We start from the raw sequence: 18,268 nt of genomic DNA, 5'->3' as shown, positions 1-18,268 counted from the left end.
ACACTCAGATTTGCTATCTTGGAAGAAGCTTTGGTAAACCGATTTCTCTGAATATTTGTCGCAAATGCTTATGACGGGCTCTTTCAATTTCCGGCTCATCGAATTGCATGGGCTTTGTATTCACTTCATAAATAAAAAGATTCCCATTTAGATCCTCACCAATATCAATTGAAAACTCTCCGAAAAAACCAAATGCTTTGGAAAGGATGATTCCGCATTGTTCAGCAATCGTTTTAAATTGCTCGTCAAGTTCTGCTGATTGTAATCGATTATATGGATAAAGCTTTCCGCCTTTAGGAATATGGGTGGTAACTTCCTGGGATTGAGACAACCGTACAGCTTTGCCTGTTACAAGATGGACTCCATTCTGATAATGAACAAGGATTCGATAATCGAAGCGATGGCCACGTATTTTTTTCGGTTTTATTGCACGCTGAGCAATATATTTTTTACGTAATAGTCTGTCACTTTCGGATTTCCAAAAATGATCGAAAGCAGGGTATGTTTCCGTGCCATTCGTTTTTTTAACAATTAGCTCTGAAGTGTTTGTTAAGGAAAGTGCTGCAATGCCGTAACCGCGATTTCCTTTACCTGGTTTTATATAAATTTCGCGATGATGTTCAAGAAAATCTTTAAGTACTTGCGATGAAGACAGTAGAATTGTTTCAGGTAAAAATCTACTAAGATCTGGACTTTTAGCTAACGCTTCAAACATATCGTATTTATGAAAAAACCCTGGATTGAAAATGGCAATATTACGAGCTTTAAAGTCATTTAGTAATGATTGGAATGTAGAGGTCTCTTCAAATGAACGGAAGGGAATTCGGTTATAAATGACACATGGCTTTGGCACCGAAACCTTCATCCATTTACCATATTCAACACTATATACAAGACCACGTCTGGTATTTGTTAAAGCATCTTCAGCAGTAAAAATAAATGAGAAGATCCCATGCTTTAAAAGCTCTTGATGCAAGTCATAAAATAATGGTAGGTTTCCAGCGATTCCGAAGTCGTTCTTTTTGTTTTGACAGGTCATGATTCCTACAGTCAAAATACGGTTTCCGTGTTCCAACTTTGTTTGTACGGAAAAGGAGGGCAATGGAACTTCTTCACTAAAAGGAATTTCTCTAAGATCTTGACCAAAATAGGCCTTTTGACCAGAAGAGCGATGCTTCCACAATTGATTGGTTAAATCATAATACAATTTCATTTCTGTAAGCCGCCAGTGCTGGCGAGTGATTGCTCGGTTAAATAGACAGCATAGTCAAGAGCGAGTTTCCTTGTTAATAATTCAAAATCTTGTAATTTAGGGTGCGAAAAAATGGATCGACCTGGCTTTGAATTGGCTTCAAACATCCAGACTTGCCCTTGTTTATCTAATCCTAAGTCAAAACCAATTTCCGCAACGATTCCGTCTATATGTTCTTCGATGGCCTCACTTAAGATAAGGGCAGCTTTTGACAACTGTTGATGCACTTCAAATACTGTATCATCATCACCAAATAGTTCATCGAGAGTCATAATAGTACCACCATTTTTCACATGGGTTGTGAGGCTCCCCTCACCAGCAATTTTTGCGGCAATTGCAGTAACTTGCCAATCCCCATCAAGGTCTTTATTCGTATGGACCCTAAAGTCGATTGGACGGCGGTTATTACGTATTAATGATATTCCTTGTTGTACGATTAAATGGTCAATTCTTTTGTTTTTAAATACATGCTTCAGCATCGATTCCAGGGTAGAGAAGCGTTTTAATCGGTTTTCATTTTCATGATCACGATAACGACAGTAATACATGTCATCATGCTTATCATAAAGAACTTGGTGTATCCCTAATCCAAGGCTGCCGTGAATCGGTTTTATATAAACTTGACGATGTTCAGAAAGTAATGTTTCAACAATTGAAAAAGACTGAAATGGATAGGTGACAGGTAGGTAGGGAGTCGCACGTTCATCATCTATTAAACGTTCATATACATCCCATTTATTAAAAAAGCCTGGATTATACCAAGGAATGGAAAAGTCGGTTTGGAATTTTCGTTTCACTTCTTTTGGACCAGCTTTATTCTCTGTTTTTCGATTAGGTAAACGGTCATAGATGACATTAGGAAAAGGAAATTCACAAATGTCCCATTGATCGTCCTGATACACATAGCCACGAATCGTTTCTTGTTCCCAGTTGATATGATTTTCACCAAAAATGAAAGGGACGCATCCAGTCGTTTTATTCAAAGATAAAAGCTTAGAAAAGAATGAAGAGCGTTCACCTAATGGTTTCGTTAAAAAAGGTCCAAAGCCAGCAGAAAAGATGCCGACTAATGGCCCAATATGAATACTATTCTGGTAAGGGAACACATGCAAGGAAGTTTCTGTTTCTGGAAAGTATAACGCTTCAGCAAGAGAGCGTGAAAGTGCAAAGGTTTGCCGAATGGAGGGGTTGCTTCTTATGTCAGCTTGATGTGAACGATGTCCAAAGCAAACAGATTCCTTATCAGTAAAATTTACGATTCCTTCTAGCTCAGATGGATAATAAAAAACATCTCCCACCATATCAGTTATTTCAAATGGATAGATTTTCTTCATTGAATTCACCTGCTTTCACTAAGTTGTCAGAAAGATATTTACAATAAGCAATTGGAGCTTCATATAGGACATCTTTCTTTTCTGGTTGCAGAGTTTCAATAATTTTTCGACCAGGTTTTGAATTGATATCAAGAATCCATACTCGATTTTTTTGATCAATTCCAAGATCAATACCTAGCTCAAAAAGCGGCTGAAATCTTGATTCAAGCTCTTCGGGCAGTGTACGAAGAAGATGCCCAATGGTCAGCTCAATATATTTTTTATGGGGATTGTCAATTTGGTTGATAAATTTTTCATAGGATATAATTTTACCGCCTGTCGCTAAGTTTGATGTGATACAACCCTTGTTCCCTTGACGAATGCCTCTGCCTTGTTCCACCCATTGATTGTTTGCGTCTTTTTGCAGGAGAATGCGCAGATCAAATGGTTCGTTTTCAAGATTGAATAATGGTAAATAAGGTTGAATAAGGAATTGGAATTTTTTTAAGAGTGATTCAATCCATCTAAGAAGCTGCTGTTTTGATTTGAAGTTTCTTTCATATCTTTTTTCCTGTTTGGTCATCGTTACCAGTGTACCGTCTTCAACCTTAGACAAAAGATAAATGCCGATTCCTCTTGATCCGAATAACGGTTTTAGAAGAATCTGTTCATTTTTATGAAGATGATTCCATATGGTTTCAGCATCTGTCGCCTGATAGGTTTGAGGTAAATAGGCTTGAAGCAACGGCAAATCTTTAAGTTCGCTATAAACTTGCCATTTACTAGGAAGGCCATGACCGAGAAATTGAGCCTGCTCTTTTAGCCAAGTTATTTTTTTTCGTGCAATTTGATCGTCTCTTATTAATCCATGAAAGCTGCGATCATAGATAAATGTTGGGATAGGAAACTTTTCAGGCTCCCAAAGGTTAGCTTGCGGATTGTACGATTCACCTTGTAAAGTTTTGCTTGCTATGTCAATACTAGATGACTTGAATCGAAATACCTTCAAGTTGTTTTTACTCGCTCTTTTTGCAATTTCAGTACTATAACGTTGTTCTTTTGATAACTCGGATAACATGATCCCTAGGGAAATCATAGTTCCCGCTCCTTTCCGATGATAACGATTAGATGAGGTTAAGGCGCTTTACTTACATACAATTTGTTCATATATTCAACGATGTTTTTTACAGAGGGGCGAATTTTCTCAGAGTCTACATGGTATTTCTTCGAAGGTTTTGAATTCACTTCAATAATCCAAGGATGATTATCCGAATCAAGTGCCAAATCAATGCCAAGTTCCCCGAATAAATCATCTCGTTTGTTGTCAACAGTTTTGGCAATGGTTAAGGCAAGGTTGGATAAGCTTTTATAAATACGAATTACTTCTGTTCGCTCGAATACAGTGGAGAGAAATGCTGATGCATTTTTCATTTCGCCTCCTTGAGCGAGATTGGATACAATATGTCCAGCGTTGCCAAGTCTTGCGACAATGGATGTGATCGACCATTCTTGCTTTTTATTTTTATTCAGTAGGACTCGAAAATCGGTTTTATGTCCATCAATATCGAGTAATGGGATGCCTCTTTGAACGATATAGGCGCTCTTTTTCGTATTTCTCATGAGGAACCGATAAAGTCGTTCCTCAGTTTCGATGAGATGAGTATCTTTGCTATTACTTGAATGTTCTATGACCCATCCTTCTGAAACACGTGATAGCTTACATATATTACGACCTTGACTTCCAAACACGGGCTTTACAAATACTTCGTTATAAATTTTTAAAAAAGTAACAAAATCTACTTCGGATTGGAGTAGGATCGTTTCAGGCAAATATGGGGCTAGTGATTCATCAGTTAATAAAAGAGTGTGAGTGTCCCATTTAGATAGAAAACCACCATTGAAAAAGGGAATGGAAGCATCGGTTAAAAATGTTTTGAAACGATTAAATGATTCAGAGTTTTCTAGTTTTCTTGAATGGATTCGGTTATACACAACATCAGGAACGGGCATGGACATCCGTTCCCAGCCTTCATCATTTGGAAGGTATCCTGTCACTTCCTTTGGTTCAACTAGTGTTTGAAGATGAATGATGAAAAAAAGAAACCCATTCATGCAACAAAACCTGTATAATTCCCTAAAAAAAATTTCTAGTTCTCCAAACCCATTCTCCTCACTTAGTCTTTGATCGGTTAAAAGTGCAAGTATAGGTCCAATTGAAAGCTGCGTATTTATTGGGCAAAAGCCTATTTGTACAGAGTATGAACAATTAGGTAGAGTTAGAAACTGCAGTACATTTTCAGGAATCCTAAGTTGTGATAGGCTATCTTGATGGGTACATACAAACACATCTATTTGTTTGAATCCTACTTCTAATGAGATACGGGTGGAGTCTTTGATCTGCCACTTTTTTAACAGAAATGGAGGGACATAAATAGTGGGAGTACGACCCGCAGTTCTTTTATCTGCAATTATTGAAACTTTGTCGTATAATATTTTCATCGTCAATCCCCGTTTACACTCAGTTTAGAAAAGTCCCACCACCAAATTTAGGCGATTTTGCTATTCTGGGTTATTGTATGTTCAAAGAATAAAGAATGTGTACAGCAGCCTATTAATATTTGTGATACAGTAAACTGTCATCAGCGGTGTCATTCTCGATGGGGTAGTTATATTCGAATATAAGGAGAATCTTCATGAATTTATTGTTAACCATCATTTTTATGGTCTTGATTGGTGCCATTATAGGTGGTTCGACCAACTATTTAGCGATTAAGATGCTATTCCATCCGTACAAGGCTGTATATTTATTCGGAAGACGGCTGCCCTTTACACCAGGTCTATTGCCTAAACGCCAAGCGGAATTGGCAACACAACTTGGGAAAGTGGTAGTTGAGCATTTACTTACTCCAGACAGTATTCAAAATAAGATCATGAACGCTTCCTTTAAACAGGATATGAAAGAATGGATGCAAGGAGAAGTAAAAAAAGTTGTATCAACTGATAAAAGTTTGAATGAGATGTTAACTCAATTTGGAGTACAGCAACCTGGAGAAAAATTGGAGAAATATGCCCAAAAAATTGTATTGAATAAATATAATAATTGGCTTACCGCACATCGCCACCAAACTTTGGATGAAGTATTACCTCCCCAAATCAAAGAAAAAGCTTCAGAAATGATTCCGACTCTTTCCATGTGCATAATGCAGAAGGGAAAAGAATACTTTAACAGTGAGGAAGGGAAAGCACGTCTAGAGTTCATGGTTGACGACTTCTTGAAAAACAGAGGCATGTTTGGCAACATGATTCAAATGTTCGTAGGAAATGGCAAGCTTGTTGATAAGGTACAACCAGAACTTATCAAATTACTTGAGCAGAAGAAAACGGTAGAGCTTTTTACAGTTCTAATGGTTGGTGAATGGAGTAAAGTAAAGCAATGGGAGTTTAGTAAGGTAGAGAATATGTTAGGAAATGAAAAAATTCAAACCTTACTTTTAGAAAAAATGGCAGAAATACTCGCAATTGAAGAAATGATGACTAAACCACTGAAAGAAATTACGAATGATCTGGAAGAGTTAATTATTGAAAAAATGGTCCCAGCTGTCTTTGAGCAAGGTGTTGGCTATTTAAGCAACCATCTTACTCCATTAATTGCAAAGTTACAAATCGAAAAAATAGTCGAAGAACAAGTTGCAGGATTCCCGATGGAGCATCTTGAAAAAATTGTGTTATCGATTGCCAAAAAAGAATTATCGATGATTACATATTTGGGTGCTTTATTAGGTGGTATTATCGGAATCGTTCAAGGATTAATTGCTGTTTTTATGTAATTTTCAAGTTCGATTTGGTATAGTGAATAAGAGAAATTCGAGAATGGGGGAATAGGAATGAGTAATCTATATGATTCAGCATATGATTTAGAAAAAGCAATCCGTGAGAGCAATGAATATAAGGAGTTAAAAAGCCTGTTTGATCAAGTTAACAGTGATCCATCTGCTAAAGGGATGTTCGAGAACTTCCGTAATTTGCAGATGAACCTACAACAAAAGCAAATGACTGGACAAGAAATCACGCCAGAAGAAGTCGAGCAAGCGCAAAAAACAGTGGCGTTAGTCCAACAACATTCAACCATTTCAAAGTTGATGGAAGCAGAACAACGAATGAGCATGGCAATTGCTGATTTAAACAAAATTATTATGAAACCGCTAGAAGATCTTTACGGTTCTCCACAACAATAATATTGCCCCTGTTAATTCGGTGTCCTATTCATATCAGGGTCCAATCCAACAAATAAAAAAAGGGAGTCTCATAAGGGTTTGACCCTTGCTTATGAGACTCCCTTTTTTATTTCATTTTTTTATGGGTAGATTTTAATTATTGAGATTGTAGAACCGTCGTAGTTCGTTTGCTCGATTGTACCAGTTAGTTGTAACCATTCGTCAAGAGGCAAGTGTGCAACGTCCCCTCTTGCCATAATACCGTATACGGTTGCGTCGGCAACACAACAGGTTACTCCATATCGTGCAACAATGATTTGATCGTGAAGTAATTTCTTTTGCAAGGCTGAATATTCAGTTTCTGAAATTGGATCTGGTTTTTCTGTAGTCCATTCAGTATTGTAGTCATTTACACTAGGATTAGCAGCTGAAACAGTTGTATCTGATTGTGAACTAGCGCCAAGTTTGATCGTTCGGTTCATTGCTACGGAACTATCGAGCATGATTATTTACCAACTCCGAGAAAAGTAACAAAAAGACAAAAAAGCAAAATAATAGGAAAGTTGAACAGTCGTTTAGTAGCTTAAATAAATGGGTCACAATAAAATTACTACCTTAATTCTAGTAGCCCTATCAATAGGATATGCAAGTTTAGTAGATTGAGACTTAAAAAAGATTAACGGGAGCAAAAATGAGCTATAAGATATAATTCATAATTATTACGTTTTAATGAGTTGTGATTATATGAATAGTCATTAAATATAAATCATAATCATTCCAATTTATAAAATTTACAAAAGAGAATAGTATCAAATTACAGATTCAGCTCCTGATTGAAAAAAACATTGAATGATACCTCGCATGAAAAAGCGGATCAATCCTGCCAACTTTTATAAAGGGTGGCTGATAGTTTTTTTATAAAATCAAATCTAATAGGACTGTTTTTAGCCTATAAATGTACCTCGTTTCAATGCAACTTGGTTTTACTTATATTGTGAAAAATTCTTCCTATTCCAATGTTCTACCGTTAATTTTTTCTTCATAAATTGGAATAGAAGGGGTGGTCAACATGGTGTATCGCTTACTAGCCGTGAATATTGATGGGACATTGCTTCAATCGAATGGCCGTTTACATAAATCCACGAGGGAAGCTATTGAATATGTACATCAAAAAGGTGTGAATGTAGCCCTTGTAACGTCAAGAAATTATCTTTCAGCAAAGAAAGTAGCAAAAGCATTGAAAATAAATCCAATGCTGATTGCTCATCATGGAGCCTTTGTCGGTTCAACAATTGAAAATGCAATTTTTGTGAAAAGAATTAGTGAAGAATTAACACTGGAAATAGTTCAGCTGCTTGAAAAAACAGAATGTCAGATACAATTAATCCGAGAAAAATCATTGATCGGAAATCGCATGAATCTCCCTGAAAATTTGCTAGGAAAAACGATCATCTACAAAAATGAGCCTAGTGTATATTCGCAGCACTTTGTTAATCTTTTAAGCGAAGAGCTAAAAGAACAGCCATTTTCACCTGTGAAAATCGATGTGATTTTTAAAAGTCGTAAAGATTACGCTGATTTGCACATTTTACTAAAAGAACTCTTCCCTGAAGTGGAAGTAATGGCAAAACCTTACCAAAGGTTGACGATTGTTCCAAAAGGTGTTTCAAAATGGAATGGAATCCTTTATTTAGCGGACTATTTAGGTGTTAAAAGAAATGAAATTGTCGCAATTGGTGATGATGAAGATGACTTCGAGATGATTTCTGAATCAGGCCTAGGTGTTGCGATGGGCAATGCTCCAAATAAGGTAAAGCTTGCTGCTGCATGGGTAACTCGTACGAATGATGAACATGGTGTGGCCTATATGCTGAGGGAGTATTTTAGAAAGCAGTACGATATTGAATTTTTAACGAAGATGAACTTATTGAAATAATCCACCACAAGTAAAATAGGTGAAATATATCATCCATGATTGAGCAGATTATTCTTCTTCTTCGAAATTAATCATTATAATAAAAGATTAATAAGTGAAGAGGAGTGACAGGATGAAACAACGATATCTTTTTGAATACGAAGTGCTTTCTACTCAGAAAAAAGGTGAATTTAGCCAAGTAGCAGAAACAGAAGAACAGGCGAAAACATTGATCCACGAAAGAATCGTCGACTTGGAGTTCACTGAGGATGAAGATGTGTTAATTGGAAAGTTATTAAAAGTATTAGACGCTGAAAAACAAATTTTTCAGTGTGAAGGCTGCGAATCTTAATTTTTTCATCTGTCTATTCTAACAAATCGATAAAAACACATGGTTTTGAAACTCGCCATGTGTTTTTTGTTGTTGATTCCGTATTAACGGGTAGGAAAATAAGACGGGATCGTTAAGGGAATTACCTCTTATGAATTAGAAAATGATTAAATATACTTAGTATTTATAACCCGAGTGTGATGATTCATAATGATGAAATAGTTCTGTTTTTAAAATAAAATGGAATATTAGAACTTATTGACTTATATTATCCATTTATTTTGGATAAACTTATAGGACAAACTACTACCGCTCAAGATTTACCTCAGGTAAAAAATACGACGTCTATCAAAATAGGTCAAAATAATGAAACGGAGAGGGGAGAGATTATGGGGGTCCAAGAAAAGAAAATTTTTGTGAATTTACCTGTTAAGGATTTGGAAAAATCTATAGACTTTTTTACTCAACTAGGATTTGAATTTAATGCTCAATTTACCGATGAAAATGCGACATGTATGGTTATCAGTGATCATATATTTGTCATGTTGTTAGTTGAAGAATATTTTAAAAGTTTTATTAAAAAAGAAGTTTCTGATGCAACTAAAAGTACAGAAGTTATTTTGGCACTATCTGTTGAAAGTAAGGAAAAAGTTGATGAGCTTGTCGATAAGGCTTTAGCAGCAGGTGGTAAGGCTTCAAATGATCCGGTCGATCATGGGTTTATGTATCAAAGGAGTTTTCAAGATCTAGACAGTCATCAATGGGAGTTATTTTATATGGATGAAAGTACAGTTGCTTAAGCTTAATAATTGATTTTTAAAGAACTACAAGGCATCATAATAGAGAACAAAATTTAACATAAATATTTAAAATTAATTACATGGGTACATTCAAATATCATTGTAATTTTCTACTTATCAATATTTATAGGAATTTTGTTCGCTTTTTCTTAGCCTTACTAGGTGACAGATATAGAGATAATATGTTATGGTGTCATTTCTACATACTATTTAAGATTAAAGGACGAGGTGTATGACTATGAACAAAACTGAATTAGTAAGTGCTGTAGCAGCACAAGCAGAATTAACAAAAGAAGACGCTAAAAAAGCTGTAGATGCATTGATTGAAACAATCTCAACTACACTTTCTAAAGAAGAGAAAATCCAATTAGTTGGATTTGGCACATTTGAAGTACGCGATCGAGCAGCTCGTACGGGTAGAAATCCACAAACTGGAGAAGAAATCCAAATTGCTGCTTCTAAAGTTCCTGCATTTAAGCCAGGTAAAGAATTAAAAGAAGCTGTTAAATAAATCTTTTTATAATCGTGTAAAAATACTCTGGGGATGAGATAGTCTCCAGAGTATTTTCTATTTAAAAAAGTTTTTTTGTAAAACGCTAACTTTTTCCATAGTAATTGGTAGAAAATATTTTTTCGATGGATGTGAAATTCTTTTAAGGTTGATTGCTAATAAAAGGCAAATCTTTTTGTGAGTTTTTTGAGATTAGGTGCTAATCTGTCTACAGGTTAGATGTTTACAAGAATATACCTGTTACTAATAAGAAATCAACTTATGAAAGATCTTCTTTTTCGAGTAACGTGGCAGCATAGTTGATGAATTGTATAGAGCCCTTTAGGTTTTAATCGACCCAAGTTGTTAGACGCTTACATAGAATTTCAATGAAAACAATAGAAAAGGGACTCCCATGGGTTTTCGTAACCATAGAGAATCCCTGACAATTAGTTTTATGATTGAATGAATGGCCTTTCCTTCAAATGGGCAGTATGCTCTTTCATATGAAGATAAAAAAGTTCATAGCGAACCCATTTGAGCGGGAACTTAAAGGCAAGTTCATTTTTCTTGTTATACAAAATGACATGCTTCTTGTTATATTCTACTTTCTTGATCTCATGCAAACCGATACTTTGCAGTTTTGTTCCATCTTTCTTTATGAGCTGCTGACCGGTAATTAAGATATTTCTCTTCTTATTTTTTGTGAATTCGAAAATGAACAATGCCGCTCCAATTAAGGTGAAAAAAATGGAAGGCAGAAGGGAGCCTTCAAATCCGGTAATAGCCGCCCTAATCCAGTGGGTAATTAGAAGGGCCAAATAGAACCATGCTCCATTGCTGAGCTTTGGCGAGCTTTCATAATAAACACTGTTTTCATATTCTAGCTTTTCCTCAGCTCTTTTTTTGAAAAAGGTCTGCTTATGTTCTTCAATGCTACCCGAATCGAATTCTACAAAATCGGTATATGTACCGTCCCATAGATTTGCTGTGTCATCGCCATCTTCAAGGGCATAGCCGCCTACCCATGCAGCATACACACAGCCGTGCTCTCTGAAACTCGTCAGATAATAGCGTACTGGCTGTCCATAAGCATTTTCAGTTTCCACTATATCGATTATCTGGATGTCATCGGGTAAGCGGATTATTCCGTTCTCATCCTCAGGTAGGTTGATAATAGTGGAGAAGAGCCTGGTTTTGGCCAAATGAGGCTGCTTTCCTTCAGGGATTGGATAAAGATTTTCCAAATTCTTTTCACACAGTTCCCAATATGCCATTTCTGCACTTTCGATATGCTCTGCACATTCCAATAAAGTACTTTGCTTAAAAGGAAGGTTTTTTGCTATACATACAAGGAGGGCTTCTGTCTTGATCAAAGGATCACGGAAATCAAGCGCCATCTCGAGCTCGTTGCCAATTTGCGGAGTATAATAATATTCCATTAAACTAATAAATAGCCTCATTTGGTTGCGGACAACAAAGTAGCTGTCCTTCCAAGCAGAATAAACATATTTTGTTGAATATTCGGGATTAAATTTTATGTAATCCTGTTTCACAGCTTGATAGTCTTCGAGTAAGAAAGAGAGAACAGTCTCTTTTTTATATCCCTGTTCATAGCTGGATTTGTTAAGAGACAATAATAAGTCATATAGCTTGAACTTATAATGGTTTGAATGGAGCTTGTCAAGTGAGGTATCAAGGATTCCTTTAATAAGCACAGGATAGGCTGCTAACTCCCTAGCTGGAATAACGAAATCCTCTGTCTGCATCAACTTGACGATCTTTTCTTCGAGAAAATAAAAAATATCATCATCTTCTGTCGACAGCAAAAATTCAATGACCCTTTCTTTAGCCTGTAGGTCAAAATCGTCAAAATACTTTATCAAGCTCTCTATGACTTCAGGCATTGGAAAATCGCAGACAAAATCGATTAAATAAAAGGAAGGGTTGTCCCATTGATCCACACGCTCTGGAAATTTGGAAGCCGCAGTTTTTATGATATCCTTAAGAACATCCATTTGGACCTCGAGCCCATCCTGATGCTTATATTGAAAAAGCTGGTCAAGAGCCTCGTATCTTTTTTCGGGGATTTTGCTTTTCACTTGCCTTAAAATATTACGCAGTTTTAATTCAATCAAGTATCTCACCCTGTCTTCCAATCTTCTATTTTACTACAAATACCAATCTATTTTATATCTTTAATAGTTTTATAGTCAAACCCCAAAATGGATCTTCAGGGAGGGTTTATAAGTTAATTTGTAAGCGTTAAAAACTTATTTTGGACCGCAAAATTTAATGTCAGCAAGAAGGGTGCGGATTCCAATTTTTTAGTTGAAAAAATGCTGGATTAGTCGCTAGCAAATTGCTTTGGCTGTTGTTAACATTGACCGAACTAGTCCAATTCTGTAAAATGAAAAGGATATTTACGAAATAAAATTAAACAGGTGATCATTTTGCAAATTGAAATAAAGGGATTACATGATGAGCGGTTTGAACGTCCGCTTCGAAATATTGCGAACTTATTTTATGAAGAATCGGAAATTGTTTTTGGTGACGTGAAAGATGCAGATTTTGAAGTAACCCTGCATTATGAAGTTACCGATAAAATTACCGTATCTGCATCGCTACTAGATAGAACTACGGAAAATAGCTATTTAGCTGGTTATTCCCAAGATCTAATTCCAGCAAATACAGATAAAGAGCAGTTTAAACAAGTGAAGCGGGTTGTTTCCCATGTGTATTTGGATGTGCTTCAACAAGTCACAGGTATCACACAGAAATGGGGCATCTTAACTGGAATCCGTCCAACCAAACTCCTCCATAATAAGCTTCAACAAGGGCTTCCGAAAGAACAAGCACATGCTGAACTTCGTGAAGATTATTTAATTTCTGATGAGAAAATTGAACTGATGCAGCGTATTGTCGATCGACAATTGGCAGCCATTCCGGACTTATATGAATTGAAAAAAGAAGTGAGCATCTATATTGGGATTCCATTTTGCCCAACTAAATGTGCCTATTGTACATTCCCTGCCTATGCGATTAATGGCAGACAAGGATCTGTGACTTCGTTCCTCGGCGGTCTTCATTATGAAATTAAAGAAATGGGCCGCTGGATGAAAGAACATAATGTAAAAATCACCACGATTTATTATGGTGGCGGTACCCCAACAAGTATTACTGCAGAGGAAATGGATATGCTGTACGAAGAAATGTATGCAAGTTTCCCAGATGTTGAAAAGGTTCGTGAAATAACAGTTGAAGCAGGGCGTCCGGATACGATTACACCAGAAAAGCTAGAAGTATTGAAAAAGTGGAATATCGACCGAATTAGTGTGAATCCGCAATCATATATTCAGGAGACGCTGAAGGCAATCGGGCGCCATCATACGGTTGAAGAAACGATTACGAAATTCCATCTTTCAAGAAAGATGGGCATGAACAATATTAATATGGATTTAATTATTGGGCTTCCTGGAGAGGAGCTTCCTGAGTTTCAGGTTACTTTGGATGAGACGGAAAAGCTGTTGCCAGAATCACTAACTGTTCATACGTTATCGTTCAAACGTGCTTCAGAAATGACACGCAATAAGCAAAAATATAAAGTAGCTTCACGTAAAGAAGCTGAGAAAATGATGCGAACGGCCGAGAGTTGGGCTGAAAAGCATGGTTACACGCCATATTACTTGTATCGCCAGAAAAATATTCTCGGTAACCTTGAAAATGTCGGTTATTCTTTCCCTGGTCAAGAAAGTTTGTATAATATCATGATCATGGAAGAACAGCAAACCATTATTGGGCTTGGCTGTGGGGCAGCGAGTAAGTTCCTTGACCCAGTTACAGGGAAGATTACTCATTTTGCAAATCCTAAGGATCCTAAGTCATACAACGACAATTTTGAACACTATACGGAGAAGAAAATAGAGATTCTTGAAGAACTGTTTGGGGTTGTACAAAAATAACAGAAGCAGAACCCTAGACCATAACAGAAATGGTGCTGAGGGTTCTTTTTTTACTTAGGCTCTTTTCGTAAAGATTGTTGTTTTTAGCAAGAAACCAATTCGCACAGATGTTGATTGTAGTGGAAGGTGCGAGACTCCTGCGGGAAAAGCGTGTTGAGGGAGACCCCGCAAGTGCAAAGCACTGAGGAGGCTTCTGAGACCGCCCGCGGAAAGCGAGTACCTGCAACGGAAATCAACCCGGGTTATTAGTGTAAAAATGATTGAAAAGCAACAAAGTATGTGAAAACAGCCTTTACTTAAAATGTAATAAGCGTTGCTTCCAGGATTTATGTATCAAATCGGGAAAATACTTATTCTCGTACAAGTGGCATTGTACAGCATCGAAATGACCCGCCTGATTTAATGATTTCAGACATATCTACTTCAATTACCTCATATCCCCTTGTGCGAAGTTGATTATTCACGCCCTTATTGCCGGTAAGACTGATGATTTTTTTTCTGCCAATTGAAAGAACGTTTGTCCCTAAAGTGAATTGTTCACAATCATTAATTTCAATCAGGTCATACCGTGAGTGAAGCAAATCAATTTCTTCTTTTGCAAATGCTTCTGGAAAAAATAGTGCTTCAGTTTCAGAGATGATATTGAATACACAATCTAAGTGTAGAAATTTATTATTAAACGGTAAAGCGATGATTTCAAAATGCGGTAGAAGATTTTGTAGCTGTACGATAGACTTTTCATCGGTTCGAGAACTAACGCCAATGTAGATAGATTTTCGATCAATTAATACATCGCCACCTTCAATATGCGCCATTGTTAAATCGTAAAATGGAACTTCCACTTCCTCAAGCCAGGATTTCAATACTTTGTCCTCACCTTGTCGCAAATGATTTGCCATTTTTGCTACAAATACTGTTTTTCCAATAGTAAAACCAATGTCACGTGTGAAAACTTGTTCAGGAAACTTTGCACGGGCGGGAAGTTGATATACTTTTACATCTAAATCCTCTAATTGTTCAATAAATTGCTTATGTTGCTGCATAGCCAACTCTCGATCAATGTTTTCATTTTTATATTGCTTTTGAGTTTCATTAATCACTTCACGGATTTCCATATATTGTGGCTCACAGACAATTACTTTTTTTAAAATATTGTATTCATTCATACAGTAGTTAACAGTGTTATGATCTACTAACATATTTCTCCTCCTAATTTAACTTTTTCTTGTATTCTTTCCCTTTTTCCTTCACAGTAAACTAATATGGCGTTAACACGCCACCATTTACTATGAAGGATATGTCGTTTTTCATACACGTATCTATTACTGTATTTAGTTGTTGTAGGGGGCTGTTATGATCCTTTTGAGAAGCTCCTTTTGTTTACGTATTTAAGGGTGAAAGAGAAGAAGTTTACCTGCGGATGAAGTACAACGGTGTGTTTTCTGTTCATAGTTTTTTTCAATTAATAATCGCTGACCTATTTTTTTTGCCATGTCATCATTTTCAGCTGTAAAAGCCTCATCTAACAATTTTTCCCCTGATGATTCAAAGACTGTCAATTTATAAATATTGCTCATATAAAACACTCCTTTATATTCTTGAAAATTATTTGTGATTAATTTGCAATTTTCATAATATTATACCACTTATACAACTTTATTTTAGGGCATACGTATTGTACATGGATAGGAATTTCGTTAAGATGATAGTGGAATGGTGTTTTATCCCATCTTATTGTATGTAACACATCTAAATTATTCTGGGTAAGAATCGAAAAAAGGTGTCGTGAATTTAATAAATTCCCACCGATAGAAGTATCACGTAAAGGGGGTAATTAGTTGGCTTTACAAATTAAAGGAGTAACAAAAAAGTTTGGAGAATTTACCGCTGTCAATAATCTTAATTTCACAATCCCTGAGAAAGAAATGTTTGGTTTTTTAGGCGGCAATGGGGCTGGTAAAACAACAACATTTCGGATGATACTTGGTCTGCTTGATCCAACAGAAGGAGAAATTGTTTGGAATGGGAAGAAGATCGATTATGCGAGCAGCTCTTTAATTGGCTATCTGCCTGAAGAACGTGGACTATACCCGAAGTTAAAAGTGCGGGAACAAATTGTTTATCTAGCAAGATTAAGAGGAATGAACAAAGCAGATGCTTTAAAGGAACTTGAGTATTGGCTTGACCGTTTTAAGGTTCCAGAATATATTGATAAGCGTGTTGAAGAGCTTTCTAAAGGAAATCAGCAAAAAATTCAGTTGATCGCTTCCATGATTCATAAACCGGAATTGCTTATACTTGATGAACCATTTAGTGGTCTAGATCCAGTGAATGTAGAGATGCTCAAGGAAGCGGTCATTGATTTGCGAGATAGCGGTACGACGATCGTTTTCTCGAGCCATCGAATGGAGCATGTTGAAGAAATGTGTGAGCATCTTTGCATTATGCATAAGGGATCACCTGTAGTTGAAGGTAATCTTAAAGAAATTAAGCGTTCATTTGGAAAAAAGAATGTGTCGATTCGAGCTGATTTTGATTTATCCTTCTTGGATTCTTATCCTGGTGTAACGAAAGTCAAGACAACGATGGAAGGTAGAATTCTACAGGTTACGGGTGAGGATGTTGCAGAAAAAATCATTCGTGAACTTGTTCCAAGGGGATTTGTTCGGAAATTCGAATTGGAAGAACCGTCATTGACCGATATCTTTATCGAAAAAGTAGGTGCAGCCTATGAATAAATTTTGGATTGTGCTTTCCCATACCTATTTATCAAAATTAAAAACGAAATCTTTCATTATAACTACAATTATTATGATGGCGTTAGTTCTTATTCTTTCTAACATGACGAATATTTTGAAGGCATTTGGAAGTGATGACCAAGACAAAGTTGCTATCATCGATCAAACTGGAGACCATTTATTTGAGGACTTTAAAGCTGAAGTAAAAGCTGTTAACGATGACATTACGATGATCGCTTCCAAAGATGAAGCAGCTGCAAAGGAAATGGTAACGGATGAAGAAATTAGCGGCTATTTACTTCTTGAAAAAGACGTGACCTATGGCTTAAAAGGAACGTATAAAGCCAATCAAATATCAGATTCGATGATAAGCAATGATTTATTACACGCGCTTTCTCAATTGAAAAGCAAGCATACTGCGAGTGAATTAAACTTAACGGACCAACAAATCGTACAATTGAATACACCACCAGCTTATGAATCAATCGCTCTTGCAGAAAATGCAAAATCAGAGGAAGATCTGAATCAAGCTCGGGGGCTTGTCTATGTGCTTTTGTTTGTCATTTATTTCGGTGTGTTAATGTATGCAACCATGATTGCGATGGAAGTGGCTACAGAAAAAACGTCAAGAGTGATGGAAATCTTAATATCAAGTGTTCCACCGATTACCCAAATGTTTGCTAAAATATTAGGTGTTGCCTTGCTCAGCCTTACCCAAATGATTTTATTTTTCGGAGTAGGTTATGTCTCGGTTAAACAGAATTTGGCTGAAATGAATGAAGGATTTTTTGCGTTTTTTGGTTTTGGTAACACGAATATTTCCACCATTATTTACGCGATCATATTTGCTATGCTTGGTTATCTTTTGTATGCGACACTTGCTGCTTGTCTTGGCTCTGTAGTAAGCAAAATAGAAGATGTACAGCAAATGATCTCACCGATGACGATGCTTGTTGTCATTGCCTTCCTAATTGCGATGTTTGGACTGGGCAATCCTTCAGCTAGTTATATTACGATCACATCATTTATTCCATTTTTCAGTCCAATGATTATGTTTTTACGAGTTGGTATGCTTAATGTTCCTTTCTGGGAAATCGCCATAAGTATCGGTTTACTAATCGTGACGATTATCTTGCTAGGTATGATAGGGGCAAAAATCTATCGCGGTGGCGTTCTAATGTATGGAAGCTCGAAATCTTTAAAAAGTATCAAAAACGCTTTGCAATTATCAAAGAAAAGGGTCTGACCTCATA

General features: G+C 36.5%; 17 protein-coding genes. 9 read left to right on the top strand and 8 right to left on the bottom strand.

The genetic code is table 11. The features are described 5' to 3' along the window. Positions 1 to 13: 13 nt before the first annotated feature. Genes V179_RS0121070 through V179_RS0121055 form a run of 4 tightly spaced genes read right to left on the bottom strand, consistent with a single transcriptional unit; the run spans position 14 to position 5,064 of the window. Positions 14 to 1,213, bottom strand: coding sequence for a YheC/YheD family endospore coat-associated protein (locus V179_RS0121070; RefSeq protein ID WP_051405063.1), 1,200 nt, complete (start codon positions 1,211 to 1,213; stop codon positions 14 to 16). Continuing rightward, a complete protein-coding gene (locus V179_RS0121065; protein WP_028393237.1) occupies positions 1,210 to 2,586 on the bottom strand; it encodes a YheC/YheD family endospore coat-associated protein in 1,377 nt (458 codons plus the stop codon). The genes V179_RS0121070 and V179_RS0121065 overlap by 4 nt, the downstream gene beginning before the upstream one ends. Then, positions 2,564 to 3,661 carry a YheC/YheD family endospore coat-associated protein gene (locus V179_RS28440; RefSeq protein WP_034302137.1) on the bottom strand — a complete coding sequence of 366 codons (1,098 nt, stop codon included), beginning with the start codon at positions 3,659 to 3,661 and terminating at the stop codon, positions 2,564 to 2,566. Before V179_RS28440 ends, V179_RS0121065 begins: the two co-directional genes overlap by 23 nt. Before the next feature lie 38 nt (positions 3,662 to 3,699). Further along, on the bottom strand, positions 3,700 to 5,064 hold the full coding sequence (locus V179_RS0121055) for a YheC/YheD family endospore coat-associated protein (RefSeq protein ID WP_028393236.1): 1,365 nt from the start codon (positions 5,062 to 5,064) through the stop codon (positions 3,700 to 3,702). 194 nt (positions 5,065 to 5,258) lie between these two features. Here V179_RS0121055 and V179_RS0121050 point away from each other — a divergent pair, with 194 nt between their 5' ends. Both V179_RS0121050 and V179_RS0121045 read left to right on the top strand, forming a co-directional pair. Further along, positions 5,259 to 6,392, top strand: a complete 1,134-nt coding sequence (locus V179_RS0121050; protein WP_028393235.1) for a DUF445 domain-containing protein — start codon at positions 5,259 to 5,261, stop codon at positions 6,390 to 6,392. 57 nt (positions 6,393 to 6,449) lie between these two features. Beyond that, entirely contained in the window at positions 6,450 to 6,800 is a 351-nt protein-coding gene (locus tag V179_RS0121045) for a YlbF family regulator (RefSeq protein WP_028393234.1), read from the top strand. Positions 6,801 to 6,919: 119 nt separating this feature from the next. Here the strand turns inward: V179_RS0121045 and V179_RS0121040 are convergent, their stop codons facing one another. Beyond that, positions 6,920 to 7,282 (bottom strand): TIGR03943 family putative permease subunit, encoded by a 363-nt coding sequence (locus tag V179_RS0121040; RefSeq protein WP_028393233.1) that lies wholly within the window; start codon positions 7,280 to 7,282, stop codon positions 6,920 to 6,922. Positions 7,283 to 7,848: 566 nt separating this feature from the next. Here V179_RS0121040 and V179_RS0121035 point away from each other — a divergent pair. From V179_RS0121035 to V179_RS0121020, 4 genes are all read left to right on the top strand, one after another. Beyond that, complete coding sequence (locus V179_RS0121035; RefSeq protein ID WP_028393232.1) at positions 7,849 to 8,715, top strand: Cof-type HAD-IIB family hydrolase; 867 nt, start codon at positions 7,849 to 7,851, stop codon at positions 8,713 to 8,715. 112 nt (positions 8,716 to 8,827) lie between these two features. After that, positions 8,828 to 9,046 carry a hypothetical protein gene (locus V179_RS0121030; protein WP_034302133.1) on the top strand — a complete coding sequence of 73 codons (219 nt, stop codon included), beginning with the start codon at positions 8,828 to 8,830 and terminating at the stop codon, positions 9,044 to 9,046. A 368-nt stretch (positions 9,047 to 9,414) separates the two neighbouring features. After that, positions 9,415 to 9,825: a VOC family protein gene (locus V179_RS0121025; protein ID WP_028393230.1), complete on the top strand. Its 411-nt coding sequence runs from the start codon at positions 9,415 to 9,417 to the stop codon at positions 9,823 to 9,825. 238 nt (positions 9,826 to 10,063) lie between these two features. Next, positions 10,064 to 10,336: an HU family DNA-binding protein gene (locus V179_RS0121020; RefSeq protein ID WP_028393229.1), complete on the top strand. Its 273-nt coding sequence runs from the start codon at positions 10,064 to 10,066 to the stop codon at positions 10,334 to 10,336. A 434-nt stretch (positions 10,337 to 10,770) separates the two neighbouring features. On the opposite strand, the gene V179_RS0121015 is transcribed toward V179_RS0121020, so the two are convergent. Further along, positions 10,771 to 12,453: a hypothetical protein gene (locus V179_RS0121015; protein ID WP_028393228.1), complete on the bottom strand. Its 1,683-nt coding sequence runs from the start codon at positions 12,451 to 12,453 to the stop codon at positions 10,771 to 10,773. Positions 12,454 to 12,768: 315 nt separating this feature from the next. Between V179_RS0121015 and V179_RS0121010 the strand changes: the two genes are divergently transcribed. After that, positions 12,769 to 14,277 carry a coproporphyrinogen III oxidase gene (locus V179_RS0121010; protein WP_028393227.1) on the top strand — a complete coding sequence of 503 codons (1,509 nt, stop codon included), beginning with the start codon at positions 12,769 to 12,771 and terminating at the stop codon, positions 14,275 to 14,277. Between the two features lie 350 nt (positions 14,278 to 14,627). Here the strand turns inward: V179_RS0121010 and V179_RS0121005 are convergent, their stop codons facing one another. Together V179_RS0121005 and V179_RS0121000 are read right to left on the bottom strand one after the other, a co-directional pair. Continuing rightward, a complete protein-coding gene (locus V179_RS0121005) occupies positions 14,628 to 15,476 on the bottom strand; it encodes a dimethylarginine dimethylaminohydrolase family protein (protein ID WP_028393226.1) in 849 nt (282 codons plus the stop codon). A gap of 189 nt (positions 15,477 to 15,665) precedes the next feature. Further along, positions 15,666 to 15,854 carry a YhzD family protein gene (locus V179_RS0121000; RefSeq protein ID WP_034302129.1) on the bottom strand — a complete coding sequence of 63 codons (189 nt, stop codon included), beginning with the start codon at positions 15,852 to 15,854 and terminating at the stop codon, positions 15,666 to 15,668. A gap of 261 nt (positions 15,855 to 16,115) precedes the next feature. Between V179_RS0121000 and V179_RS0120995 the strand changes: the two genes are divergently transcribed. Then, on the top strand, positions 16,116 to 17,015 hold the full coding sequence (locus V179_RS0120995) for an ABC transporter ATP-binding protein (protein WP_028393224.1): 900 nt from the start codon (positions 16,116 to 16,118) through the stop codon (positions 17,013 to 17,015). Beyond that, positions 17,008 to 18,261 (top strand): ABC transporter permease, encoded by a 1,254-nt coding sequence (locus V179_RS0120990; RefSeq protein WP_028393223.1) that lies wholly within the window; start codon positions 17,008 to 17,010, stop codon positions 18,259 to 18,261. The genes V179_RS0120995 and V179_RS0120990 overlap by 8 nt, the downstream gene beginning before the upstream one ends. Positions 18,262 to 18,268: the final 7 nt, after the last annotated feature.

This window comes from Bacillus cihuensis (genome assembly GCF_000504145.1).
Taxonomy (GTDB): domain Bacteria; phylum Bacillota; class Bacilli; order Bacillales; family DSM-1321; genus Peribacillus; species Peribacillus huizhouensis.
This window is presented reverse-complemented; position numbering and strand designations above follow the sequence as displayed.